This window comes from Nostoc sp. C052 (genome assembly GCF_013393905.1).
GTDB lineage: Bacteria > Cyanobacteriota > Cyanobacteriia > Cyanobacteriales > Nostocaceae > Nostoc.
The window spans coordinates 2,555,179-2,580,186 of record NZ_CP040272.1 but is presented as its reverse complement, the minus strand read 5'-3'; the positions used below and the strand labels follow the sequence as shown (position 1 = coordinate 2,580,186).

21 protein-coding genes and 2 tRNA genes are annotated in these 25,008 nt (G+C 41.9%); 13 read left to right on the top strand and 10 right to left on the bottom strand.

What is annotated here, in order from left to right; translation table 11 throughout:
* The first annotated feature begins 15 nt into the window (after window positions 1-15).
* The 4 genes from FD723_RS10200 (at window position 16) to FD723_RS10185 (ending at window position 5,157) form a co-directional block, all read left to right on the top strand.
* Window positions 16-378, top strand: coding sequence for a four helix bundle protein (locus tag FD723_RS10200; RefSeq protein WP_179069100.1), 363 nt, complete (start codon window positions 16-18; stop codon window positions 376-378).
* 68 nt (window positions 379-446) lie between these two features.
* On the top strand, window positions 447-1,472 hold the full coding sequence (locus FD723_RS10195) for a chemotaxis protein CheW (protein WP_179065235.1): 1,026 nt from the start codon (window positions 447-449) through the stop codon (window positions 1,470-1,472).
* Entirely contained in the window at window positions 1,457-2,770 is a 1,314-nt protein-coding gene (locus FD723_RS10190) for a GAF domain-containing protein (protein ID WP_179065234.1), read from the top strand. Before FD723_RS10195 ends, FD723_RS10190 begins: the two co-directional genes overlap by 16 nt.
* Before the next feature lie 143 nt (window positions 2,771-2,913).
* Window positions 2,914-5,157 (top strand): chemotaxis protein CheW, encoded by a 2,244-nt coding sequence (locus FD723_RS10185; RefSeq protein ID WP_179065233.1) that lies wholly within the window; start codon window positions 2,914-2,916, stop codon window positions 5,155-5,157.
* Between the two features lie 83 nt (window positions 5,158-5,240).
* Here the strand turns inward: FD723_RS10185 and FD723_RS10180 are convergent, their stop codons facing one another.
* Both FD723_RS10180 and FD723_RS10175 read right to left on the bottom strand, forming a co-directional pair.
* Window positions 5,241-5,990 carry an SDR family oxidoreductase gene (locus FD723_RS10180; RefSeq protein WP_179065232.1) on the bottom strand — a complete coding sequence of 250 codons (750 nt, stop codon included), beginning with the start codon at window positions 5,988-5,990 and terminating at the stop codon, window positions 5,241-5,243.
* Window positions 5,991-6,866: 876 nt separating this feature from the next.
* Window positions 6,867-6,939 (bottom strand) — tRNA-Val (locus tag FD723_RS10175).
* Window positions 6,940-7,082: 143 nt separating this feature from the next.
* Between FD723_RS10175 and FD723_RS10170 the strand changes: the two genes are divergently transcribed.
* Together FD723_RS10170 and mazG are read left to right on the top strand one after the other, a co-directional pair.
* Entirely contained in the window at window positions 7,083-7,670 is a 588-nt protein-coding gene (locus FD723_RS10170; protein WP_179065231.1) for a metal-binding protein, read from the top strand.
* A gap of 47 nt (window positions 7,671-7,717) precedes the next feature.
* Window positions 7,718-8,536, top strand: a complete 819-nt coding sequence (gene mazG, locus FD723_RS10165; protein WP_179065230.1) for a nucleoside triphosphate pyrophosphohydrolase — start codon at window positions 7,718-7,720, stop codon at window positions 8,534-8,536.
* A gap of 79 nt (window positions 8,537-8,615) precedes the next feature.
* Here the strand turns inward: mazG and FD723_RS10160 are convergent, their stop codons facing one another.
* A complete protein-coding gene (locus FD723_RS10160; protein ID WP_179069099.1) occupies window positions 8,616-9,812 on the bottom strand; it encodes a transporter substrate-binding domain-containing protein in 1,197 nt (398 codons plus the stop codon).
* Window positions 9,813-9,915: 103 nt separating this feature from the next.
* On the opposite strand from FD723_RS10160, the gene FD723_RS10155 reads away from it, so the two are divergent.
* Window positions 9,916-10,677, top strand: coding sequence for a GAF domain-containing protein (locus tag FD723_RS10155; protein ID WP_306297017.1), 762 nt, complete (start codon window positions 9,916-9,918; stop codon window positions 10,675-10,677).
* A gap of 179 nt (window positions 10,678-10,856) precedes the next feature.
* Here the strand turns inward: FD723_RS10155 and FD723_RS10150 are convergent, their stop codons facing one another.
* On the bottom strand, window positions 10,857-12,845 hold the full coding sequence (locus FD723_RS10150) for a zinc metalloprotease HtpX (RefSeq protein ID WP_179065229.1): 1,989 nt from the start codon (window positions 12,843-12,845) through the stop codon (window positions 10,857-10,859).
* A 406-nt stretch (window positions 12,846-13,251) separates the two neighbouring features.
* Here FD723_RS10150 and FD723_RS10145 point away from each other — a divergent pair, with 406 nt between their 5' ends.
* Window positions 13,252-14,568, top strand: a complete 1,317-nt coding sequence (locus FD723_RS10145) for a glutamate-5-semialdehyde dehydrogenase (RefSeq protein ID WP_179065228.1) — start codon at window positions 13,252-13,254, stop codon at window positions 14,566-14,568.
* Window positions 14,569-14,669: 101 nt separating this feature from the next.
* Here the strand turns inward: FD723_RS10145 and FD723_RS10140 are convergent, their stop codons facing one another.
* Window positions 14,670-16,085, bottom strand: coding sequence for an isochorismate synthase MenF (locus tag FD723_RS10140; RefSeq protein WP_179065227.1), 1,416 nt, complete (start codon window positions 16,083-16,085; stop codon window positions 14,670-14,672).
* Window positions 16,086-16,396: 311 nt separating this feature from the next.
* Here FD723_RS10140 and menA point away from each other — a divergent pair, with 311 nt between their 5' ends.
* The 3 genes from menA to FD723_RS10125 are packed head-to-tail and all read left to right on the top strand — an operon-like array spanning window position 16,397 to window position 19,669.
* Complete coding sequence (gene menA, locus FD723_RS10135) at window positions 16,397-17,293, top strand: 2-carboxy-1,4-naphthoquinone phytyltransferase (RefSeq protein WP_179065226.1); 897 nt, start codon at window positions 16,397-16,399, stop codon at window positions 17,291-17,293.
* 13 nt (window positions 17,294-17,306) lie between these two features.
* Window positions 17,307-18,299, top strand: a complete 993-nt coding sequence (locus FD723_RS10130; RefSeq protein WP_179065225.1) for an o-succinylbenzoate synthase — start codon at window positions 17,307-17,309, stop codon at window positions 18,297-18,299.
* Window positions 18,284-19,669, top strand: a complete 1,386-nt coding sequence (locus FD723_RS10125; RefSeq protein WP_179065224.1) for a 2-succinylbenzoate--CoA ligase — start codon at window positions 18,284-18,286, stop codon at window positions 19,667-19,669. Before FD723_RS10130 ends, FD723_RS10125 begins: the two co-directional genes overlap by 16 nt.
* Here the strand turns inward: FD723_RS10125 and FD723_RS10120 are convergent.
* The 3 genes from FD723_RS10120 to FD723_RS10110 form a co-directional block, all read right to left on the bottom strand.
* Window positions 19,662-20,108, bottom strand: a complete 447-nt coding sequence (locus tag FD723_RS10120; RefSeq protein WP_179065223.1) for a thioesterase family protein — start codon at window positions 20,106-20,108, stop codon at window positions 19,662-19,664. The genes FD723_RS10125 and FD723_RS10120 overlap by 8 nt on opposite strands.
* Window positions 20,109-20,184: 76 nt before the next feature.
* Entirely contained in the window at window positions 20,185-20,454 is a 270-nt protein-coding gene (locus FD723_RS10115; protein WP_179065222.1) for a hypothetical protein, read from the bottom strand.
* 127 nt (window positions 20,455-20,581) lie between these two features.
* Window positions 20,582-20,797: a hypothetical protein gene (locus tag FD723_RS10110; RefSeq protein WP_179065221.1), complete on the bottom strand. Its 216-nt coding sequence runs from the start codon at window positions 20,795-20,797 to the stop codon at window positions 20,582-20,584.
* A 160-nt stretch (window positions 20,798-20,957) separates the two neighbouring features.
* On the opposite strand from FD723_RS10110, the gene FD723_RS10105 reads away from it, so the two are divergent.
* On the top strand, window positions 20,958-23,264 hold the full coding sequence (locus FD723_RS10105) for an NACHT domain-containing NTPase (protein WP_179065220.1): 2,307 nt from the start codon (window positions 20,958-20,960) through the stop codon (window positions 23,262-23,264).
* An 82-nt stretch (window positions 23,265-23,346) separates the two neighbouring features.
* Window positions 23,347-23,700 (top strand): four helix bundle protein, encoded by a 354-nt coding sequence (locus tag FD723_RS10100; protein WP_179065219.1) that lies wholly within the window; start codon window positions 23,347-23,349, stop codon window positions 23,698-23,700.
* A gap of 45 nt (window positions 23,701-23,745) precedes the next feature.
* Here FD723_RS10100 and FD723_RS10095 read toward each other — a convergent pair.
* Together FD723_RS10095 and FD723_RS10090 are read right to left on the bottom strand one after the other, a co-directional pair.
* Window positions 23,746-23,830 (bottom strand) — tRNA-Ser (locus FD723_RS10095).
* Between the two features lie 131 nt (window positions 23,831-23,961).
* On the bottom strand, window positions 23,962-24,882 hold the full coding sequence (locus FD723_RS10090; protein WP_179065218.1) for a TIGR04168 family protein: 921 nt from the start codon (window positions 24,880-24,882) through the stop codon (window positions 23,962-23,964).
* Window positions 24,883-25,008: the final 126 nt, after the last annotated feature.

The following is a 25,008-nucleotide window of genomic DNA, read 5'->3' as shown; positions in this document are numbered from 1 at the left end:
AATGGAAAGGAAAAAATTGAAACTTTTGAGGATTTAAAAGTATGGCACAAAGGTATTGACTTAGTTAAGCAAATATATTTAAGGACTAAGGAAGGTGAACTGAGTAAAGACTTTGGTTTAAGAGATCAGTTAAGACGTGCATCCGTATCAATACCTACAAATATTGCAGAAGGATTTGAACGATATTCTCGCAAAGAATACTTAAACTTTCTAAATATTGCTAAAGGGTCTGCTGGTGAAGTTCGCAGTCTTTTAAGAGTAGCGTTAGAAGTGGGCTATCTAGACCAACCAACTTATACACAACTTTCTAATCAAGCTATAGAGTTGAGCCGTATGCTATCTAATCAAATTCAATCTATAAATCAGTTATTAAAATAATCAAATCTTTCCCCTTTACCCTTTCCCCCTTCCCCTTTACCCTTTCCCCTTTACCCTTTCTATTATTTATGCTTAACACTCCCTTTCCGTTTAAGCGATTATCTGGTGCTGTGAGCGAGCGCGATTCATTACGAGTCGTTGTTTTTGCGATCGCAGACTATTTATTTGCCCTGCCAGTTGGTGCAGTTCTCAAGGTGATGGCTTGTCCCCCGATTAGCAGTACGGTTGAAAGTGGTATCGGGATGGTTGATTTGGGAGCGCAAACGATCACAATTGTAGACTTGCGCCAGAAGTTCATTCAGCAAATACAAGGCCAACAGGCGCATCAAGTTACCTCTGCGGTTGACACTTCAAGGCGCTTCTTACTTCTGACTCAAACGCGGACTGGGGAAATTTGTGGCATTCCTGTGGACAAGCCCCCTGCTTTAATCGATATTCCTTTGTCAGCAGTGCGTCCGGTGCCGTGGTCTTATCGGCAAGTGGCAGAGTTAAGCTGTGTGAGCCACATGGCTGTTTTGCCTGTAGCACCAAACGAGGAACCACTCAAAGTACTTCTTTTTGGCATGAGCCAGATATTGGCTGATAAGTTGGGGTTGCCCGGAACAACCCCAACCTTGGCTTCTGGATTGACATCAGGCGAACAACGGCAAAGATTTCTCCGTTTTCCCTTGGGGAATCAAGGAAGTGGATTGCTACCATTTGACTCAATAGTGGACATTATTGATCTCGCTAGCCAAGAAATTTCTCCAGCCCCGGCCTTACCAAGTTGGATTTTAGGTTTCTATAATTGGCAAGGACAAATGCTGCGGCTGGTTGACTTGGAACATTTGCTTGGTTATGCGCCACTTTTGAAGCGGCAGTCACGACCAGAAAAGCCTATAATTCTAGTTCTCGAATTGCAAAATCAGGTAGTCGGGTTTTTGGTGGCTCATGTCTACGATGTAGAGTGGCAGGATTTACAGCAAGCACAATCAGCACCAACTGACTTTTCCCCAAACAAACTGCTAAATTTTGTTCGAGGTATTCTGCCAGGCGATCGCTGGATTTTAGACACCAGAGCGATCGCCCAAACATTGCAATGGCAAACCCACTGATTTTACTTGATGCTGCCAAGGAGTTTTCTGTGACGATCGCAACCTTAGACCCTAATTCTGAAACCCAGCCTGTTGAAAATGAAATCCAGATAGAAGAAATTTTGGCTAATGTGGCTGTAATCAAAGCAGTCTTTCAATCTGCTAAGGGGCCAAAAGTCGCTCAATTGCAGCACAAGGTGAGTCAAATCGAAGCTTTTATCCAAGCTTTGGCTAAGGATTCACCCAGTGACAACGATCAAAATGTTCGAGGGGCTTTTCAACTCCAGCGAGAACAACTTGCGGCCATCGATCGGCAAATGCAACAGGCAAAAGGTCAAGCTGAACTTTTGGAGGTTATAGTCACCGCCCTTCGAGATGTTCTCAACGCCGATCGCGTCCTGATTTATCGTTTTGAGGAAGATAATCGCAGTCGAGCGATCGCTGAAGCAATACAAGCAGGTTGGACATCCTTGCTCAACCAATCCCTACCGATAAATGTATTTGTTACTAAACCCAATGTTGGCGACGGACAACACTTGCTCAACAACCTAACTGAAGTCTTAGAACTAACTCCCCGCCAACAGCAATTTTGGCAACGCTTTCAGGTGCAAGCTAGCCTGTGTTTGCCTTTGATTGTCAAACAACAGCCTTGGGGTTTGTTAGTTATTCATCATTGCCTTCAACCCCGACAATGGCAGGAAGCAGAGCGCAGTTTGCTGCAACAAGTAGGAATGATGTTGACAATTAACTTGCGCTGGGCTGAAATAGTAGCTCCACCTGCTCAACAACTGTCATCGCCTCCCCAAAAGGCTGATCGCTCTGAGTTACTAGTGCCATTTCAGCAGGTGAGCCAGTCCGTACAAGCAGGAGCAAGAATCGCCGAGCTTGCCGGCGAGCATTTAATGTCTATTCAAGATACTGTTGCTATTACTAATAAACAGCTGCAATACCTTGGTGAATTTTGCCAGCAAGCTTCTGGCTTTGTTCGCCTTGTGGAAGGCTTAAGTACCAAAATACAGGTTTTGTCTTTGAATACAGCCATCGAAGCCACAAAAGCTAGTGAGCAGGAACGAGGTTTGCTAGCTGCTGCCGAACAGGTGGAAATTCTCGCCCGTCAAGCCCGCGACAGCACCCTAAATATAGAGGAATGGTTCCAAGAACTACAGGTGGCAGCAGCAGACGTTGCTTCTGCTATCGAACCGTGCGATCGCCAAATTAGTGCGGGGTTGGAGTCAATCGCGCAAATCCAGGAGCAATTCAGAGCGATCGCCGACATCGCTGCTTGTACCCTCAAATCAATAGACCTCTTGCAAAAGTAACTTTTGCAAGAGGGGGTAAAGGGAAAAGGTTAAAGGGAAAAGGGTTTTTATTAGCCCTTTCCCCTTTACCCCTTACCCTTTTCCCCACTTCTGTAAGAAGTCTAATGTCGAAGCCATAGAATTGTCACAAACCAGGAGTTTCGATGAGTACCGATTTTGTCCCCCAACCGCAGAACGAAGATCGCTTTCTAGAAGAAGCCATCGATCTGTTGCTGTTCTTGGAGCAGGAGTTGCCTAACTATACAAAAGACAGTAACCCTGGTACAGCTTTGGCTCTCATGGAAGCTGCTCGCTCTCTGTATTCGATTGCCATAGCAGCTGAGTTAGATGCCATTGCCATAGTTGCGGCTGCACTAGAAGAGATTTTTCAGCTTTTACATCAGTATCGAGCAACTGTCAATGCCCCAATCGCCTCCCTGTTGTCGGAAGGATTAGATTGCCTACAGATGCTATTGATGGCATTTTTAACAGCCTCGCAAATTGACGAAGTAGAAATTCTAGAGCGGATGTCTGCCATTGTTGCTCATCTACAAGCAGAGTTTGGCGATCGCCAACAAGGCGTTATCCCCCAGGAAACAAACCTTGAGACATCCATAGAGCAACCGCAAGAATATCAACCAGTTATTCAGTTTGGCGATCGCTTGGTCAAGGTAGAAGCTTCTGCGGAACAAGTTATGGTTAAAGACAAGGAAAGTCTTGACAGGGAACTAATAGATGAAACTAGCCCCCAGTCAGGCAGCCTTCTTCAGGTAGAGACCCAGGAACTTCCCATCAATATAGGGGAACTAGCAAACCCGAAGGAGTATGGGGAAGAAGATTTTCATCCTTGGTTGGGGGATTTTTCCCAGCCTACTGAAACTTCTGTTGCATCCCTAGTTAAATCTTTTCCCGATCGCCATCCACTCTCTTTGCAAAAATCCATTTCTACCATTGTTGCAACAACTATTCCAACCGCCACACCCATCAATATTCAACATCTCGAACAACTAAACGCGCTAGTTGCAACATTATTAACTACATATAATCAGCAAGCCTGTCAAGAAGAAGAACAACAACATACAATCGGGCGGTTGCTCCGACAAGTTAAACGATTACAACACCTGCTAGATAATCTACAGGAATGGTCAGGACGTTTAGCAGCAATTTCAGATACCCTTTCTCCTCTAGCTGCTTCTCGCTCTCAGCAATTATACAGTACTGTGCAATCTGTTTTGGCCCAAGCGTCTCAGGTGGGATCAACTGTTGATTCGCTGAATAACAATCATCATCAACTCAAACAAGAACTTATACAGCAGGAAAAGTTGCTTAACCATTCTTCCAATTTAGTCAAAACAGTTACAACTATTCCTTTAAAAGTAGCCTTAGAACCGTTGCATCGGCTTTGGTCTCAGTTACAAGCTCTACAAGATAAGTCTGCTAGACTACATTTACAAATTAGCGATATCCAAGTCGATCGGGCATTTAGCGATCGCCTTCATGCTCTCCTGTTGCATATAAGTTGCTATTTACTAGAGCAAAGTATTGAGTCTGGCCAAACACGCCAACAGCTAGGTAAAAATAGCACCGGTATTATTGAAATTCAAGTTTACCAGCAGGGAAATCAACTGATTATTGATGGCTGTGATGATGGCGCAGGACTTAACTTATCTCAAATTTATCAACAAGCTTTAGCCCAAGGACTCACCCTGACAAAACCAGGGGATATCTTACAAGAACTGGTAATTGAACCAGAGGTTTCATCTGTTTTATGCGATCGTGCTGCCTTAGAGTTAGGAGTAGAATTAACTGAAGTTTGCAAGCAATTAACAGCTATTCAGGGAAGAATAGTATTGAAGTCTAAAGCTGGACATGGTACAGCCTTCTCGCTCCAAATTCCCCTCGATCAAAAAATTGCTCAACTTATTGTCTGTCAAGCTAACTCCAGAGTCTATGGATTTATTGCCGATTCTGTAGAGCAGATTTGTCTATCCCAGTCCGAACAAATTATCCAAACTCAAGCCGGACGCATGTTATTTTTGCAGTCTTCTGGCAGATCCAGTGGCTTCCTTGGTTGCGATCGTGAGGATCTAACAACAGAAATGCTCATCCCTATCCACTTATTGACTGATGTGCTGATTTGTCCTAACCAGCTTCCCACCTCAGTTACTACTTACAGCACAGATACACTAAATGCTTTCAAGCAGGATAAGCCTTTATTAGTATTTAGTTACTTAGACAAACGATGTGCTATAGAAGTAGATTGCATCATTGGCAAACAATCCGCTGCAATCCATCCTCTGGGGGAAGCAATTCCAGTTGCTGCTTATATCCAAGGAACTAGCATTCTTGCCAATGGCCAACTTAGCCTAGTTTTGGATGGTCATCTTCTCACAAAATCTCTAGCTTGAACTCAATACGGAGTATACAAAAATCGTGAGAAATTCGCGTAGTTACTAATAACTTATGCTACAGCTTCAAGCTGTAGCATAAGTTACCAAGCTACTGGTTCACCAAGATGGAAAAACCCACCACTGGGGCCATCATTTGGCAATATCGCTAATTCAACACCAGTTTTCGCACCTAATGCAATGTCCATCATTGCACCTTCACCACCTAATTCCGTTTTTACCCAACCCGGATGAGCGCTATTAATCTTCACCGGAGTATTGCGTAACTCATGAGCCAAATGAATCGTGAATGAGTTCACTGCTGCCTTAGAAGCATTGTAAGCAAATGGCTTGGAATCATAGATGAATGAATTGGGGTCAGCATGAAGTGTTAACGAGCCTTCAATACTCGACATATTCACAATTCGACCGCTAGGGCTATTCAATATTAACGGCAATGCTCGTTGAGTTAATTCCACTAAGCCAAAAAAGTTGGTGCTAAATGTCTGTCGAATAATGTCTAGAGAGATAGAACTAGCATTACTGGTTAACCAGTCACCATCTAAAAACACACCCGCGTTATTGATCAATACATCAAGCCTACCAAAAGAGTTACTAATTTGTTGAACGGCAGATTCAATTTGATTACTATCAGTGACATCCAGGGCAACTGGGTGAGCTATTACTCCTTCATTCTCTAAGTTACTTGCTGCTGTTTTAGCTGCATCTAAGTTTCGGGCCGCTATCAGAATTGTCAATCCATGTTGTCCGAGTTGGCGACTCATTTCCAGCCCCAGACCTTTATTTGCACCAGTAATCAAAGCTACTTTGTTCTTTAGTTCGTCCTGCACCATGATTAAGCACTCCTGTGTAGTGATGAATTTAGATCACATTTCAGAACACAATGTTTAAGCTAAGTTTAAATACTGGGTCAATCCTCTCACAAAGTTTAAAGATTGAGAACCTAGTAGTCTCTCGCTCAACACTTGTCAGAGAAACAATGTATTTCTTTTTCACCATGACACAACTGGGTAGAAGGGGATTACTGAAATTATTACCATAGTCACCCCTCAATTCAAAGCTGACAGACTACTAGAAGAAAGGCTAGGTTAAACAGCACACACTTGTTGGCAAAAAAAAATTCAGAAGGCAGAAGGTAGGAGGGAACCCAATACTTCTCGGTTTTTGCATTTTTAACTCGGAATCGGGTTTGGGGTAAAGGGTACTGGGTTTGGGTTAAAGGTTTTTTCTTTCCCTTTTCCCTTTCCCCTTTTCCCCTTAACCGAGAAATATTGGGAGGGAACCCACGTTTTTAAACGTGGGATTGAAGCAAGGACGCCTTGTATCTCGTGGCACTTTCCGCGACGCTCGATGACTCGCTAACGCTACGCTATCGACACAAATCTTTTTATACTAATAGACTTGTCCACAAATCCTAAATGCTTATGAGGAAAGGTTTTGACAGATTAGATAGAAGCTGCGATCGCGTCATGAAAGCCACTAGAAAAGTAGGCTTTTGAGACTAAGCCTCTAACTTCACTTCAATCTTGCCTGCTTCAAGTCTTTCGTTTACCGCCTCAACTGTCCATTTCATGCGCTAAACCTGAGCTAAAATTACTCTGTGATTGCAGGTAATTTCAGGTGATTTAGGGTATTAATATTACCGTAAATCGTGACGGCAAAATTATGATTCCAATTAAAAAGCCGCCAAGCTGACGGCTTTCTAACTATGGGCAGTACCAGACTCGAACTGATGACATCCTGCTTGTAAGGCAGGCGCTCTACCAACTGAGCTAACCGCCCGTTTGACTCATTCTTAATTAATATAGCAAAACATTTCGCGTTGCGCTAGTAGTTTCAAGAAAATCTTTTTTTCTCTTATACTGACTCAGTATTCAGTTACTCAGCACTGGCTCAATGCTCCGCTATCACTAACAGGATTTAGGATGCCCTCTGGTCGGACGCACGATCGCATTACTATGTATGCTCTGCCATTGGTGGCGGGCGTTACTTTCTGGCAGACTCGCAGTAGCAGTGCGACTTTGTTGGTTGCAGGCGGGTTTCTCTTTGGTGGGCTGATGTTTGGCCCCGATTTGGATATTTACTCTGTGCAATTCCAACGCTGGGGTTTCTTGCGCTGGATTTGGCTACCTTATCAAAAAAGTCTGCGGCATCGTTCTTTTTTATCCCACGGGCCGATTATTGGCACGATTCTGCGGATACTTTATCTGGGGTGTTTGCTTGCTATTTTGGCAATTTTCGTTTTGGCGATCGCTCAAAGGTTATGGAATCTGAGTTTTACTTGGCAGGATTTGGGACAAACTGCGGGGCGATCGCTCGTGCAATACGATACTGAATATATCGCCCTGTTTTTGGGGTTGGAACTTGGTGCGATGAGTCATTCTCTTAGCGATTGGGGGGGATCGGCTTATAAGCGGGTAAGAAAACAGGGGGTTCGGGGGTTACTTCCTAGTGGCAAAATTAAGAGGCGGAAAGTGAGGGGTGGTAGTCGTCGGGCGAGAGTGAAGAAATAATTTAAACGCAAAGGAACGCTGAGGGAAGCGCAGAGGTACACAGAGGTATGGAAAAGCAAGATGAGAGTTTGGCGGCGTTGCAGGAGTTGATTGAGGTAGTGGCGAAGTTGCGTGAGCCTGATGGTGGTTGTCCTTGGGATTTGGCGCAAACTGCCGAAACGTTGACGCCTTTTGTGATTGAGGAGGCTTATGAGGTGGTGGATGCGATTAAGAGTGGGGATAAAGGTGCGATCGCTGAGGAGTTAGGCGATTTATTATTACAGGTGGTATTACAAGCCCAAATCGCTAGCGAATCTGGGCAATTTTCTCTTAAGGAAATCGCTCAGGGAATTTCCCAAAAGTTGATTCGCCGTCATCCTCATGTGTTTGGTGATGTGTCGGTGGCCAGTGTGGATGAGGTGCGGCAAAATTGGGAACAAATTAAAGCTGCGGAAAAGGGCGAAGCATCTCCAGAGGCGCAAAAATTTAGTGCTAAACTCGCTCGTTATGGGCGTACTCTTCCCCCATTGACGGCGGCGATGAAGATTTCTGAAAAAGCTGCGGCGATCGGATTTGAATGGGAAAATATTCAAGGTGTCTGGGATAAGTTTCATGAGGAGTTGGGAGAGTTCCAACAGGCTTTAGCTGAGGAAACACCCGAACGGCAAGAAGCAGAATTAGGTGATTTACTATTTGCCGTGATTCAGCTAGCGCGTTGGCATAATCTTGACCCCAGCACCGCTTTACAAGGCACAAATCAGCGCTTTGTCCAACGATTAGAAAAAATGGAGGCGGTTGTTGACCGTCCCCTTTCTGATTACAGTTTGAATGAGTTAGAAAAATTGTGGCAGCAGGCAAAAGCTGAACTTGCTCAAGAAGGGAGCTGAAAAGAGGCAGAGGGGCGGAGGGGAAAGACTTACTGCAACTTCTCCCCTGCTCCCTACTCCCTGCTTCCTGCTTCCTCCTTCAAGATTTTTGAGCATCGAACCACTTATCATATAACGATTGATAAGTGCCATTTTCTTTGAGATTCAGCAGGGCTTTATTAATTGGTTTGCGGTAGGGACTATTGTTAGGCAAAATGATGCCGTAGCTTTCTTCACGCAAGATGCTGCCAACAACTTCTACCTTTCCTTTGCCTTCATTAGCAGCATAGAAGAGGAGTACAGGCGCATCAAACACTACAGCATCAGCTTTTTTTGTTTGTAGAGCGTCGTAAGCTTGCTCAATCTTGGGGACTTCTCGAACTGAAATACGATGTTCTCGCAGGTATGTAGCTGCTGTGCTACCGGCAGTTGTGACTACGACCTTTCCAGGTAAATCGTCTATACTCCTGATATCGCCTTGAAGCTGCTGTACTGTCAATGAGGTAGTTGCGCTGGCTGTAAAGTAGGCAACGAAAAGTACTCCAATGAACATCCAGAGTACAGCTATTATACGTCCTATTACTCCCTTGGGCATTTCATCAGCTTGGGTTGCTAATGTGGCAGCTGCCCACCAACAGGCTTTAAAAATTCCCGGAAAGTATGATTGAGAAATCATCCCATCTTTGTGATGGCGCTCAGATAACCAAATAATATGAGCTGCTACGATAATTAGCACCAGGGCGATGGCTATTACCTGCAAGAGGCTAGCAGAGAAAAACAATTGCAAAATATTTGGAAAGGCACTGTTATTGCTTTCGGCTTTTCTCACCATAATTTGCAGTCCCCCAGCCAAAATGGGTAATGAAAAATCAAAATTCTGCTCGCGTTCGGCTGTAATCGAGATAGCTGCAATTCCCAAGTTGGCTTTGCTGTCCTTAATAGCAGAAAGCAGTTCCGGCACAGTGGGATACTGAATAAATTTAGACTCTACACCTATTTGGTTAGCAATGCTGTGCCAGAGATCAATACTAAATCCTGATAGCTCACCTTTGTTTGATATCACAAAAGGCGGTATAACTCGTGTAGCAACTAATAACGGTTCTTGGGGTTGAGGTTGAGGTTTTTGAGTCAGTCCTGGAGAGGCCATTAAAAACAATGCCAGAATTATGCCCACTAATCCTATGCAGGTATACAGTGCTAAGAAACGCTTGGTTTTGTTTTTACGGTCATATCTGCCAATCAGGCTGTTTCTCCCTGTCATAAGTTGGTGAAATTGACTAGCGATCGCATTTATCATCAGAATTTTCTTAGGGTTATGTGCAATGTTCATTTATCATGCCCACCCTATATCAAATATCATATTTATGATCGCCCAATTTTTTCAGATTTAGGGGGGTATATTGGTATCTTCTTTGGATTACCGTACTACCCTAACCAGCGTTGCCCAATTAGCATTGCCTACCCTCGCCGATTGGTGTATTGTGGATGTCGTCGAAAATAATTTGGCAGTTTTCAGTAACCCAGTCATTGCTGCATCTGAACCGACGAAGGAAGCACTGCTCCGAGAACTGCAACAACACTATCCAATTCCTGTTGATGCGGATTATGGCCCACCGAAAGTTTTACGCACTGGTAAGCCAGAACTACTTATAAATATTCTTGAGTCTTCATTACAGAAAAAGGCCTCGAACAAGGAACACCTAAATCTGCTGTGCCAACTCCAGATTAAGTCTCAGATGGTAGTACCACTGTTGGTGCATAAACGCAAGCTGGGGACAATTCTATTTGCATCTGCACAACCAGGACGACATTACACTATTGCAGACTTAGAAATGGCTGAAGAACTTGCTCAACGAGCAGCGTTTGCCATTGAAAATTCACAGCTTTATCAGCAAGCCCAAGAAGCTAACCGGATTAAGGAAGAGTTTTTAGCGATCGTTTCCCACGAACTTCGTACACCTCTCAATTCTATACTGGGTTGGGTTCAAGTAATACGTAATCGCAAATGGGACGAAGCAACTATTTATAGCTGTAGCACTAACGCCATTTGCGAGAGACGAAGAACGCAGGCTAGCTCTGCAAGCTGGATTCCAAGTGCATCTATCCAAGCCAATCGAGCCAGAAAAGTTGGTGAAAGTGGTAGCGAATCTTGCCAAAGGTAGTAAATAAGTTTAATGCCCAATTAAGCTTTTAGTAGCAAATGCGAACCCCGAATCAACAAATGCGATCGCCGTATTATCCTGCCCCCTTCCATAAAAAAAGAGGCAGTTACTAACTACCTCTTGACAAATTAAAGCTTGGATGGACTGAGAAATGCTTCGACAGCAGCTTAGAAACTTTGCTAGCTGCGGCTCAAAAACATAGTCAAGACCACTCCCAGGATAATCGATCCACCGCCAAGGATGAATGACCAGAAGCGATGATAACTGTTGACAATAGTGCCATTTTCACTCTGGAGTTGAATTAAATCCATCCAAGGCGCAACACCTCGACGGAACCAACCCACAGCCCCAACTTGTTCGCCAATCAAGCTTTGGACTCGCTTCATCCCAAACAGGAAATTGCCGATGGGGCCAAAGCGTGAGGCGTAATGCAGATAAAGCATTCCACTACGATCTTGAATTTTTAAATCGGAACCAAATTTATAACCAGCGTCGCCACGACCAATAAGCTGACCTTCAAGTTTTGCTGGTTGTCCGCGTAACGGACTGGCATAAGGGTCTGACATCAGGGTGAGAATATCGGTTCCTGGTGCTTGCTTGTAGTCGGGGAACATCACCAAGGCTTTGACCAAAATTCCAATCCCTAAGCCAATTAGTGGCGCACCCAATACTAAACCTGTGTTTTGCGAACTTGACAACAAAATCACACCTGTTACCAAGCCAGCGAAGAAACCAATTGTTTCAGCGCCGTAGAGTACAACATCTAAAAAGAAATTGCTGTAAAGTCTACTTTTATTCAGAGTTTTACCTTCTCCAATAACTCGCCCCATATCAAACTCAGTCGGTAAACCCAACTGTTCGGCGTATGTACTTAATGCACGAACTCGTTTACCTGTCAATGGGTGAGTAGAGTTTAACTCCATCCACCAACCCCAAGGGTTAAACATATCCCACAGAAAGACGCGACCAATTTTTTGGGTATCGGATGCAATCCGGTAGGCGGTTCCTGTGGAAGCGGCGGCTTTATGGTCATAGATACCCAAGGCACGAGTTCCTTCAATTAAACGGCTGGGTTCTTGTGTGCGCGAACCTTCTTCCAAAATTCCGTAGGCAATCTTCACCAAAGCGCGAGATAGTCCATTGGGATTGCCTGTACTTTCGGCTGCAAAGTGGTCAGCAAAGTATTCTCGTGTGCGGGAAAGGTACAGCAGTAAATAAGTACCGATGACATAAAACACATAGGCAACTAAGGCAGCAGTTTGCATAGCATCTTTAATTTTGCTATCGCCACTGCCACGCCCAAATCTTCTGGCTGTGCTGTAAATCAAGTAACAAATTTGCACTAGGGTAGAAGCTACTGTCATCACTGCAAAGTCCCAGTGGACGATGTGCCCTAGTTCGTGAGCGTAGACGGTAGCAATTTCATCGTCATCGAGGTATGTGAAAAGTCCCTGACTGACGACTAAACGGGCGCTGTTCGGTAATGAACCATAAGTAAAAGCCGTGGGGTTTTGGTCATTAATGATTCCCAAACGAGGCGTTTTCAGCTTTTTCTGCTCACAGACTTGGCGAATAACTTTAGCTGTCTCTGGACTGAGGGTTTCAACTTCTGCCAACTCTACCCAGCGAGTTTGGTAAAGCCAGCTTTGAGTTAAGTCCATGAGAAATGGAGACAGGAAAAAGGCGGCGATATTAAAGACTAGGGTAATACCAATAGCGATCGCTAATCCTTGGAGTGGATTGTCGCTACCCAAAATAAATACTAAGCTCAAACCTAAAGCCAAAACCATGCCAAAGAGCAAGGTCATGGTGACACCAGAAGCTAATGCCAAACTACCGCCCACACCCCCCATCGCTAATTTCATCCCAGTGGTAGCGGCGCGACCAGCTTTTTGACTGCCGTTAGATGGCGTTTGGCGGAAGGATTGACTAGCTTGTTCTGCCCAACTTCTAGCTTGTGGGTTTTCACTCATGATTAACTTTTGACACAGGGCCTTAGCTTTTTCGGTTTCGCCTGTGGCTTGATAGGCTTTCATCAGCCACATCTGTGCTGAAAGATAATCTGAGGAATCGTGTTCAGCGCAATTGCGGCAGAATTGTTCGAGTAATTCAACCGCTTCTTGATAACGCTTTTCTTTTAAGGCATCTAATCCAGATTGCAATGACATAGGATCTCCCTAGCAAAGGAGTGGTATTTAATCTATCAATACTCAATAGATCCAGCGATCGTCACTGCAATTTCGTAAAAATTTAAATAATGACGGTATAAAATATCTACTTAAGTAAAAGACTAGAGAAACATACATTACTATGTCTATCTAGCCTGAGGAACGCATAAATCATATTTAAAATTTTCAAATAAACCTGTAATAATACTTACAATATATTTGCTGCTGTAAACTTACTACCTTTTTGTCCGTGTTTCATATTTAGAGAATAAATGTTTTAAATCAAGTCTTCTTCACCCAATCAGAGTAACTATTTATTACCCAGATGGTTCACCCGATTGGAGGAAGACGAATGATGAATATAACCTGAGATTGATAAAATGAGGAAAATGTAAAGATTTCTACTATGACTATTTTTGATATTGCTTCTCCCCTAATTACGATCGCAGCGCAAACCCGCCAAGCCGCAAGTAAGCTAGCGATTCTCTCCACTGAGGCAAAAAATCAGGCGCTTGTTGCGATCGCTCAAGCTTTAGAATCAGCTAGAGATGAAATTTTACAAGCAAATATTGCTGATTGTAAAGCGGCTACCGCCGAAGGGATTTCCAAACCGCTTTATAAGCGCTTGCAGTTGGATGAACATAAATTAAGAGATGCGATCGTTGGGGTACGAGATGTTGGTAAGCTAGCCGATCCAGTCGGGAAAGTACAGATTCACCGCGAACTTGACACTGGTTTGACTCTCAAGCGGATTACTTGTCCTTTAGGTGTTTTGGGGATTATTTTTGAAGCACGTCCAGAGGCGGCAATTCAAATTGCTTCCTTGGCGATAAAATCCGGAAATGGTGTCATCCTCAAAGGTGGAAAGGAAGCTGTACGTTCTTGTGAAGCGATAGTTAAAGCAATTAAACAGGGATTATCTCAAACTGCTGTTAACCCAGATGCAGTACAGCTACTCACAACTAGAGAAGAAACCTTAGAACTGTTGAAATTAGATAAATATGTAGATTTAATTATTCCTAGAGGTTCTAATTCTTTTGTTAGATTTGTACAGGAAAATACACGCATTCCGGTACTAGGTCACGCCGATGGTATTTGTCATCTTTATATAGATAAAGCCGCTGATATTTCTAAAGCAGTTCCGATTACAGTAGATGCTAAAGCACAATATCCGGCTGTTTGTAATGCAATTGAAACTTTGCTGATTCACCAGTCAATTGCTATAGAATTTTTACCAAAAGTTGCTGAGGCTTTGCAAGAACGCTATGTAGAATTAAGAGGTGATAAACGCACCTTGGAAATTTTGCCTAACATTGAAACTGCAACAGAAATAGATTGGGAAACAGAATATAGCGATTTTATTTTGTCGATTAAGATTGTAGACTCTATAGAAGATGCGATCGCACATATTAACGAATATGGTTCTCGTCATACCGATGCCATTATTTCTGAAGATTTAGCAGCTGTTGAAACTTTCTTTGGATTGGTAAATTCAGCGAATATATTCCACAATTGTTCTACCCGATTTGCTGATGGCTTCCGCTATGGTTTCGGTGCAGAAGTAGGAATTAGTACGCAACAAATGCCTCCCCGCGGCCCCGTTGGTTTAGAAGGATTAGTGACATATAAATATCAAATGACTGGCGATGGACATATTGTCGCTACTTACACAGGGGAGAATGCTAAGGCTTTTACTCATCAGGATTTTGAGATTACCTTTTAACTATACGAGAGTGCGAAAATAACTCCTTCAACTCAACTAAGTTGCTTTCTAGCATGGCGTTACTCATAGCGTTTTCCATATCAACTACTGGAAAATTAACTTTAAACTAACGCCTTAAGTAATGCCTGAAGCTTAAGTTGTACCTCTGCAAATTCTTTGTCAGGATCAGATCCAGCCACGATACCAGCACCAGCATACAACCTCGCGCGATCGCCATCAATTAATGCTGAACGAATTCCCACAATAAACTCGCAGTTTCCCTGAGAATCTATCCAACCCAGAGGCGCAGCATACAAACCTCTCTCAAAGCTTTCATAACGACGAATTTCGGCACAAGCAACATCTCGTGCTGCACCAGCAACGGCTGGTGTAGGATGCAGTTGTCCGACAATTTTTAATGGGTGTATGTTAATCGGAACTGTCGCACTGATTGGTGTCCATAAATGCTGGATGTTCGATAATTGTCGTAGGCGGGGTGCTAATATTTGAGGTGATAAACCTAACTGAAATAGACGTTGAGTTATGAAATCAAGTACTAGCGAATGTTCATGTTTTTCTTTTTCACTATTGAGTAAGCGATTGGCATTAGCTGCATCTTCAGCAGGGGTTTTGCCTCGTGGTGCTGAACCAGCTAAAGCGTCAGTAATTAACTGTTGATTATTAATACTAATTAATCTTTCTGGACTAGCACCAATAAAGTTTTGTCCCTTGCCATTGCTCGTAGAGAAAATATAACAATTAGGATGTATTTGCCTAAGATTACTTAATGATTTAACTAAGTCAAAGTGGTTGCTTGACTTTACATCTAATATATCTGCTAATACAATTTTACTTAAATGACTAGAACGAATTTTTTCCAAAACAGATACTACTGAACTTTTAAATTGAGCAGCATTCGTGACAGATTTTTTGTATGATTTTGCTGAGAAACAATCTATATTAGCAGAATAATCTTCTAAAGATTGGATAAATGCGATTTTATTTTGCACATTATTTAACAATATTTCAATATTTACATTTGCATTAATAATTATATTTGTTACTAATATGCAGCGCTGATTTTTTACAGCTACTTGCCAACGTGGAAGAAAAATGGTAGCAGATGGAAATGGATAATCTACTTGGGCATTTTTATCAAAAAAACTGAAATAACAAAAAAAGTGAGGCCCAGAAAAAGGTTGGTTTGCGTTACCAAAATTAATTATACTTTTTAGACAAGATTTGATAAAATATTCAGCTTGACTAAAACGGTCTGCGCCATCAATCTGTAATTTTGCTACAGCATCAATTGCTGCGATCGCTTCTCCTTTACCTCTGTCCTCAAAGTAAAAATTTATTTCATTTGCTTGTGTAAGTTTATCCAATACAAGTAAAGGATCAACTAAATCGATCTCTTGAGAGATACTGACAATTTGCCGACAATTGTTGTTGACGCACTTTTCTTGCACCCCTACCAGAAATTGATATAAATCTTTGTGTTCTACAAATAAGTTGTTACGACATGGTGAAACTGTCATGGATTTAACGATAGTAAATTTTTTTTAAGTTAACTTTCTAGAGTGTAATTAATCGTGGTCGTATTTTTACAGGTAACATATTAAGTTGTCATTTCACCAGCGTAGGATTTGCCTTGTTCATGGTGTTCCTAGACCCTGACAAGCTAGTTCCAGCCTTGGGCTGCAATGTGAGGGTGGGGTGTTAACAACGCAAGTTTAAGAAGCCACAGTAAAAGCGGCAGTTATTTTGAACTGATGAATATCTAACGTCTCTTTAAATTATAAAATCTCAAGTGTGAGTAATATTCTGGCAATTTAATTAATCACGACTGATGACTACCAAGCAAATTTCATATCCCAACACTAAGTTATGGATGGCAGCGATTAAACCGCCAATGTACAGCGTTGCCATTATGCCCATTTGGGTAGGAACCGCAGTGGCGTTTGCCGAAACTAAAATTTTCAATGGTGTAGTATTTTCTACTTTTGTAGCTGCGGCAATCTTAATTCTTGCCTGGGAAAATATCAGTAATGATGTCTTTGATTCCGAAACAGGTATCGATCAAAATAAGCACCATTCTCTGGTGAACTTAACAGGCAATAAGCCATTAATATTTTGGATAGGAAATTTGTGTTTAGGTTTGGGGTTGCTGGGCATACTAGCGATCGCATTTTGGCAACAAGACCTAACTGTTATCGGTATAATACTGCTTTGCTGCGGTTTAGGCTACACGTACCAAGGGCCTCCCTTTCGCTTAGGATATCAGGGTTTAGGCGAGATTCTTTGCTTTTTTGCCTTTGGCCCTTTAGCAGTGGAGGCAGCCTATTACAGCCAAACTCAAACTTGGTCAATGACAAGTTTAGCAGTTTCAGTGATTGTTGGGATTGCCACAACCTTAATTTTGTTTTGCTCACATTTTCACCAAGTTAAGGATGACATAGCCGCAGGTAAGCGATCGCCTATCGTCCGTCTCGGAACCCAAAAAGGGGCCCAACTCCTAGTTTGGTTTACTGGTAGTATTTATGCCCTCACCTTGCTATTTGTACTATTGGGAATTTCTCCAGCTTGGACATTACTGAGTTGGGTGAGTTTACCCTTTGCTGTGAAATTATGCAGCCACGTGCAAGAAAATCACAATCAGCCGGACAAAGTTAGTAACTGTAAATTCATCGCTGTAGCCGTGCATTTCTGGGCTTGCTTGCTGTTTGGACTGGGATTTATGATTTAGCAATTACTAATTGATGCGTTATCAATTTAAATTTCGTCCATATCAGCGAAGATTTTTGCGATCGCTTACCACCAATCATGGTAAGTGGGATATTCGTGAAGGTATTATCCTCCGTCTCACCGATGAATCAGGTAAAGTTGGCTGGGGAGAAATCGCCCCCATTAGCTGGTTTGGTTCCGAAACCCTAGAACAAGCCTTAGATTTTTGTCGCCAACTCCCAGAAGAAATCACAGACAAGATAATTTTCTCTATTCCAGATGAGTTACCTGCTTGTCAATTTGGCTTTGAGTCAGCGTGGGAGCAGGGGAGCAAAGGAGCAGAGGAGAAGAATTTAAATTTATCCTCGGCGCTTCACTCCTTGCGCTATAGTGGCTTATTACCATCTGGGGAAGTGGCTTTGAATCAATGGGAAACCCTATGGCAAAAGGGATATCGCACGTTTAAGTGGAAAATTGGTGTGGATGCGATCGCTGATGAACTAGAAATTTTTGAGTCACTAATACACACCTTACCAGCCTTTACCAAACTGCGATTAGATGCCAACGGTGGACTCACCTATGAAGAAGCTAACTTCTGGCTGCGGGCTTGCGACAATCTCAAGGCAAATCCAGAACTACCCCTAGAAATTGAATTTATCGAACAACCGTTACCCGTTGAGCAATTTCAGCAGATGTTGGAATTGAGTACGAGTTATGAAACTGCGATCGCTTTAGATGAATCTGTCGCCACACTTGGGCAACTCGCCGCTTGTCATCAACAAGGTTGGCGAGGGATTTTTGTCATAAAGCCTGGGATCGTTGGATCGCCATCTCGTCTGAGAAAGTTTTGCCACCAGCATCAAATTGATACTGTATTTTCATCAGTATTTGAAACTGCGATCGCTAGACTTGCAGCACTCCAACTAGCAGCCGAATTATCCCGAAATAATAGGGCACTTGGTTTTGGCATCGACCATTTTTTTGAACAAGAAGAAACGTGGTTTCAATCTTTATGGAACGACCTTTAGACTATCTTAATAACCTGGCTCAAAATGATTGGCTTATCGGTTACAGCAGTCATCAATTTAATCAAATAGCTCAACAATTATATTTAGAATTAACACAATTATCAGCGTGCGGAACCCCACCAAAAATCATCCTAGCCGAACGCGAACCATTACGATTTTTAGCAAGCTTTATTGCTGCTTGTGCAGCTAATTGCCCCGTTTTCCTTTGTAACCCCGATTGGGGAACACAAGAATGGCAACAAGTCTTTGATTTAGTACAGCCAGATATTATTTTGGGAATGGGGCATGGGGTATGGGGTATAGGGAATGGGAATAATAATATCCAATGCCCAATTCCCAATAGCATCATGATTCCTACGGGTGGTTCATCAGGAGAAATTAAATTTGCCATTCACACTTGGGAAACTCTCATCTCATCAGTACAAGGATTTACAGAATACTTTCAACTAATACAAGTCAATTCGTTTTGCGTATTGCCGCTATATCACGTTAGCGGTTTAATGCAATTTATGCGTTGTTTCACCACCGGAGGTAAACTAGCTATTCAACCATTTAAAGCCGTAGAATCCGGTCAAATATTAAATATTAAACAATCAGAATTTTTAATATCTTTAGTACCAACACAGTTACAACGCCTCCTGCAAAATCCAGAATTAACTGAATGGCTATCCCAATTTAATACAGTACTTTTGGGAGGTGCGCCAGCATGGAACGAACTACTAGAAAAAGCCAGATTTCATCGTATTCGATTAGCACCTACTTATGGTATGACAGAAACCGCCTCTCAAATTGCTACCCTCAAACCAGATGATTTTCTCAGTGGTAAAATTAGCAGTGGTCAAATTCTTCCCCATGCCAAAGTAACTATTCGCAATCAGCAAGGCGAGATTTTAAATTCCAATCAAATCGGAAATATTACCATTCATACTCAATCTTTAGCCCTTGGTTACTATCCTATAACTAAAGAAAATCAAACTGATTTCCAAGTAGATGATTTAGGCTTTCTAGACGAACAAGAACATTTAAATATTGTCGGACGTAACAGCGACAAAATTATTACAGGTGGCGAAAATATTTACCCAGCAGAGATTGAATCAGCTATACAAGCCACTCAAATGGTTGCTGATATTTGTGTTATCGGCATTCCCGATAAATACTGGGGACAAGCTTTAACAGCAATTTACATTCCCAAAAAATCAGATACCTCTGCCTTAAAAATTCAAACCCTACTCAAAGACAAACTCAGCAAATTTAAAATTCCAAAATATTGGATTGCCCAGCAAAACTTACCCCGCAACTCCCAAGGTAAAATTAACCGCCAACAGCTACAGCAAATAGCCACAGAATTCCTGCAAAACCCTATCACATAATCTCTCTCGATCTTCTTCTCTCTGCGTCCTCTGCGTCTCTGCGGTTCGTCTCCAACCACTGAGCTATCTCATCAGGTAATTCCCGCTTACTTCTACTACTCACATCAATACAAACATGGCGAGTAATAGCCTTAGCAACTATCACCTCAGCCACAGTAATTTCGTAAGTAATTTCAAACTTCTCAACACCTATTTTTTGGGAAATTAAACTAATCAGCAAATTGTCCCCAACAAACATAGGGCGCAAAAAATCAACACTAGCATGAACAATCGGAAATCCCACAGACGGATTAGTAAAAAAATCTTTGAGATTAATACTTGATGCTTCTAAAGATTCTTCGTAAGCTTCATGGCAAATAGCCAAAATATTAGCAAAATAAACTACCCCAGCAGCATCAGTATCTTGAAAACGAACCGTGCGGTTATAAGTAAAAGACATTTTTGATAATTGAATATTAAATTGACTTCAACGGCAGAACCTCAAAGTCATTAAACGAGGAAACTTAGAGGGGTTGTCATCTGTCCCGGTCTTCTCGAATCAGTTGAGTACTATCAGGTAATCCAAAGTCTGCTGGATTCAAGTGACGGCGACGGCGACTAATTTCCTCTAGGAGTTTTGGGACATTTTTTCGCCTTTCCTCTTCTGTTGGCTGTGTTTTTGCCTGCAAAGCATTCTGCAAGATTGTAATAACTTGAGCATCAATTGAGTTATTTTCAGCTTTAGCTAAGTGTTGTAGTTGTTCGTATAACTCATCAGGTATATTGAGCGCATGAATGGTAGCCATCGATTGACCTCCCAAAAGAATTTATTGGTAATGGTAGCATGATCGCAGTAGGGGGGAGAGGTTAAGGAGCGATCGCCTTTGGTTTGTGGGTGCGATCGCTTTATTATCTCTACTACCCACCTGTTTGTTAATCCTTCTCTTCTGATTCCTCTGACAGAGATTTTAGTGATGTTTTTCGTAAAACCCAATCAAGATAAAGTACAAGAATCTGCATTTTCAGAAAGTTGTTAGCATTTTTGATATTTGCATCACTCAGCACCCATTTACAAAACTTTTCCAGCAGTATTCCAACAACAACTTCAACAGACTTATTTACAACCAGAGGAATTAGTGTTTCTAGCATTGCGATTGCCTCAGTAGCTTGACTGAGTTCAATGTCGCAATTTTCTTTTGTAGTTATTTATCTGACTTACCTTGACTTAGCCTGACTTACACTGCTTTAACTCCACATTTTGATAAAAACTTTGGCTACACTGGCTTATAAGTAATTGTGGGAGTGGTCAATGTCTATACCAGAGGACTTTCTTAAGCAACTGGAGCAATACAGTGAATTGTCGCACCGAGAGAAAGAAGTCTTTCTGGAAATATTCGGTCGTAGTAAGAATCGAGTCAACGTAGCTCAAGAATTAAACATTTCTGAAAGTAACCTCAGCACTTGCCTCACAGGTATTTACAAAAAATTTTGCATCACTGGTAATGGCCCTGTTAAAGAAAGCCGCTTACGAGAGTATCTGAGCAAAAAGTATGCACAACAAAAACCCTCTGGTCATTTAACTACAGATGACGTAGATGATTCTCTTGATACTTTAGTGCAAGAAATCCGCAAACAAATCAAACCCTACATCAAAGAAAAATGCGGAACTATGCGGGTATTAGATATGCCTAAGCCAATTGAGTTAACAGGAAAACAAGGTATTTACACAAATGTCAATATTCTGGAGGCAATAACAGGACGAAGACGGCTAAAAGTTGCGGAACTAATACAAAGCTGTGACCATGATAACTTTGAGCGAATTGGACTTAGCGGAGTAAAACAAAAACGAGTTTCAGGATTAGAGGTTGTACAGCATTATAGTAAATTGATGGTTTTAGGTAAACCAGGAGCAGGAAAAACCACTTTTTTAAAATATTTAGCAATGCAGTGTATTGAAGGGAGATTTCAAGCAAACAGAGTTCCCTTGTTTATCACATTAAAAGATTTTGCAGAAGCACCTAAAAAACCAGATATTTTGAAATTTATTGTTCAACTATTATCAAGCTGTGGGGTAACTCATACCAGTGCGGCAGTAGAGAAACTTTTAAAACAGGGTAAGGCGTTGGTATTGCTGGATGGGTTAGATGAGATACGAGAGGAAGATACCAAGCGTGTTTTACGACAAATTCGGGAATTTTCTGACTGGTTTCATACCAATCAGTTTGTAATTACCTGTCGTATTGCTGCCAAAGAATACACCTATCAAAGTTTTACAGAAGTTGAGATGGCAGATTTTGACGAAAAACAAATAGCAATTTTTGCTCAAAATTGGTTCCAGTTAACTGATCCAGTTAAAAGTCAAAGATTCATTCAAAAACTAAAGGAGAATAAACCAATCCAAGAACTAGCAAGTAGTCCTTTACTTCTAACATTATTGTGTTTGGTGTTTGGAGATAGTGGAGATTTCCCAGCAAACCGTTCTGAACTTTATCAAGAAGGATTAGATGTATTGCTGAAAAAATGGGATGCCAAGCGCAACATTGAGAGAGAACAGGTCTATAAAAACCTGTCTTTGCAGCGCAAGGAAGATTTATTGAGTCAAGTTGCCTTAACCACTTTTGAGCAGAAAGACTATTTTTTTAAGCAAAAAACGACTGAAGTATACATTGCTGATTTTATCAGTAATTTACGTGATGCAGATACAGAGCTAGAAGTATTGAAACTCGATAGTGAAGCTGTTTTAAAGTCTATTGAAGCACAGCATGGGTTATTAGTAGAACGAGCAAAGGGTATCTATTCTTTTTCTCACTTAACGTTTCATGAATTTTTCGCAGCAAGAGAAATAGTTGCCAACTCTGCCTGGGAAAAGTTGGTAGATCATATTATGGAGAAACGCTGGCAGGAAGTTTTTTTGCTGACAGTAGGAATGATGCGAAAGGCAGATGATTTGGTGTGGATGATAAAGATAAAAATTGATAACCTATTGGCACAAGATGAGAAAATACAACAATTTTTAGTATGGGTAAATGAAAAGTCAATTTCGGTTGAAACTACTTATAAACCAGCAGCAGTTCGAGCTTCATACTTTATGTTTTCACATGAAAATATGAATGATCTTATTATTCGTCCTTTAAAGGATAAATATGGATTTTTCTCTTATTTAGCTACAAAAATAGATCAAAGATTAATTAAAAAATTTCAACCTAATGAAATTAGTTCTGATAGCCTAATGTCCTTCTTAATGAGCCACTCTTTAGATTTTAATGTCTATCATGAATATTTACGTCGTCTTCTTGAAGATATATCAAATTTAGATTTTCGGCAACAGATTAGAGAGATTCAGAATGAACTACCTAGTTTCAGCCAAGATAAAAAAGTTCTTTCGGAGTGGGTAGTTACCGATAGATATGTTTGGGTTGAAAAACTTCGCTCTGTAATGATAAAAAATCGTAATATTGGGCATTACTGGCAATTCAGTGACGTACAAAAGGATCTGTTAAAACAGTATTATGATGCAAATAAGCTCTTAGTGGATTGCCTGAATAGTGATTGTTATATTAGCCGAGAAGTCAGGCAGGAAATTGAAGATACCTTGTTTTTACCAATTAAAAGTTAAAAATTTAGTAAAAGCTGAGACAATGCCAAACTAAGAGAAGAAAAACGGTATAGTAACTTATTTTAATTTTTAATCTTGACTAATGAAAAAAGATATTTGCGATCGCACTTTTACTTTTTCAGTTCGCATAGTCAAATTGTGCCAGTTTTTAGATGACAAACCAGGAGTAGCACGAACCCTTGCTCAACAGTTATTAAGGTCAGGAACATCGATTGGAGCTAATGTAGAAGAAGGACAAGCTGCTCAAAGCAAAGCAGATTTTATCAGCAAGCTCATGATTGCACTAAAAGAATCCCGTGAAACTCGGTATTGGTTAAGGTTGCTCATTGCTACCGAAATAGTACCTCAATCAAAAATTAGTCAACTCCAAACCGAAGCCGAAGAACTAACAAAAATTCTTGGTGCCATAATTATCTCCACCAAAAGCCCCACCTAACCTCTTCAATTTTTAATTTTTAATTTTCAATTTTTAATTCCTAAACGGAGAGGGGGAGATTCGAACTCCCGGAGGTTTTAGCCTCATCCGATTTCAAGTCGGACGCAATCGACCACTCTGCCACCTCTCCAGTAAATCTGTCAAACTTGTGCTGCTCCTAGTTTCAGACGCTATTCAGGCGCTTTTGTTGGTTAGCACTAAACTTGACAGATAATACTATACCCTATTATCTACGCAGATTGCACTACTGGATGCGAATGTCTACGACACAATACGCGATCGCTCATACAAAATTTCCTCTGAAGCCACCTGAAAGTCATTCCCCACCCAAACTAGGGAAACTTGCGAAACCACACCCGCCTCTAGAGAGACAATGGAAAAGTTACGCAGCTTCTCGCCGTCATTTTCCACAATCCTGGGGACACTAGCCGCATTTAAGTAAATTGTTCCCTCTGGACTTCTAAAGATGGGTTTGCGCTGCACCTTCTTGGTATGGCGTAAATCTCGGTGCATGTGACCAAATGTTACCAGAGGAATGGTTTTACCAGCAGTCAAGGCATGAGAAATCGCCTCGCCAAAATCTGGATCGCCAAAATCGCCGCCAATTGGGTGCCAGTCTTTGCCGCAGGGGTCTTCGGGGCGATCGCCTAACCCACTAGGCCCATTGTGACCCAAAAATATAATTGTCTCGTAAGCGGCGCTTTTAACTGCTTTGAAGATGCGATCGGCGGATTCTTCCAAACTCGTCACACCGTAACGTTCTTTACAGATTTCCGCGAATTTCCACTCTGGGCCACCCCAGGTAAAGGGACGACCCCCCACTACAGTTAAATTCCAAGCGGGAAAATCCAACTTACCGTAACCGACATGGGACGCGCCTAATAAATCGAGTTGTTCCTGTACCCAGTCTTCCTTAGAGCGGTCATAAGGAGCCTTTTTGCGTCCCCATTCGGTGGCGGTGTACCAGGCATCGTGGTTGCCCATCACGGCTGCTTTGGGAATATCGAGAGATGCGATCGCTCTGACCACTTCCACCGATTCATTGCCAAAATCCCCGACAAACAGCACTAAGTCAACACCCAGATGCTTGAGTGCAACGCCATCTTCCACTTCCCATTGGTCGTGAATATCTCCAACTACAGCAATTTTGAGGTTTATCGATTGAGTTTTCTGACTGGTCATGCCACTTTCCTTGCCGTCTATCTCCAGGATATGAAACTCAGCCCGATTTGGACACAACCCCAAAATATCAACCGTCCACTATTTTTGGTAAAAACTACTATAATTGAATCCACAGGACATACATTT

Bases quoted from the DNA above. Each gene is read 5' to 3' on its own strand.
- FD723_RS10195 (WP_179065235.1), top strand. From the start codon at position 447: ATGCTTAACACTCCCTTTCCGTTTAAGCGATTATCTGGTGCTGTGAGC.
- FD723_RS10190 (WP_179065234.1), top strand. From the start codon at position 1,457: ATGGCAAACCCACTGATTTTACTTGATGCTGCCAAGGAGTTTTCTGTG.
- FD723_RS10185 (WP_179065233.1), top strand. From the start codon at position 2,914: ATGAGTACCGATTTTGTCCCCCAACCGCAGAACGAAGATCGCTTTCTA.
- FD723_RS10180 (WP_179065232.1), bottom strand. From the start codon at position 5,990: ATGGTGCAGGACGAACTAAAGAACAAAGTAGCTTTGATTACTGGTGCA.
- FD723_RS10170 (WP_179065231.1), top strand. From the start codon at position 7,083: ATGCCCTCTGGTCGGACGCACGATCGCATTACTATGTATGCTCTGCCA.
- mazG (WP_179065230.1), top strand. From the start codon at position 7,718: ATGGAAAAGCAAGATGAGAGTTTGGCGGCGTTGCAGGAGTTGATTGAG.
- FD723_RS10160 (WP_179069099.1), bottom strand. From the start codon at position 9,812: ATGATAAATGCGATCGCTAGTCAATTTCACCAACTTATGACAGGGAGA.
- FD723_RS10150 (WP_179065229.1), bottom strand. From the start codon at position 12,845: ATGTCATTGCAATCTGGATTAGATGCCTTAAAAGAAAAGCGTTATCAA.
- FD723_RS10145 (WP_179065228.1), top strand. From the start codon at position 13,252: ATGACTATTTTTGATATTGCTTCTCCCCTAATTACGATCGCAGCGCAA.
- FD723_RS10140 (WP_179065227.1), bottom strand. From the start codon at position 16,085: ATGACAGTTTCACCATGTCGTAACAACTTATTTGTAGAACACAAAGAT.
- menA (WP_179065226.1), top strand. From the start codon at position 16,397: ATGACTACCAAGCAAATTTCATATCCCAACACTAAGTTATGGATGGCA.
- FD723_RS10130 (WP_179065225.1), top strand. From the start codon at position 17,307: ATGCGTTATCAATTTAAATTTCGTCCATATCAGCGAAGATTTTTGCGA.
- FD723_RS10125 (WP_179065224.1), top strand. From the start codon at position 18,284: ATGGAACGACCTTTAGACTATCTTAATAACCTGGCTCAAAATGATTGG.
- FD723_RS10120 (WP_179065223.1), bottom strand. From the start codon at position 20,108: ATGTCTTTTACTTATAACCGCACGGTTCGTTTTCAAGATACTGATGCT.
- FD723_RS10115 (WP_179065222.1), bottom strand. From the start codon at position 20,454: ATGGCTACCATTCATGCGCTCAATATACCTGATGAGTTATACGAACAA.
- FD723_RS10110 (WP_179065221.1), bottom strand. From the start codon at position 20,797: ATGCTAGAAACACTAATTCCTCTGGTTGTAAATAAGTCTGTTGAAGTT.
- FD723_RS10105 (WP_179065220.1), top strand. From the start codon at position 20,958: ATGTCTATACCAGAGGACTTTCTTAAGCAACTGGAGCAATACAGTGAA.
- FD723_RS10100 (WP_179065219.1), top strand. From the start codon at position 23,347: ATGAAAAAAGATATTTGCGATCGCACTTTTACTTTTTCAGTTCGCATA.
- FD723_RS10090 (WP_179065218.1), bottom strand. From the start codon at position 24,882: ATGACCAGTCAGAAAACTCAATCGATAAACCTCAAAATTGCTGTAGTT.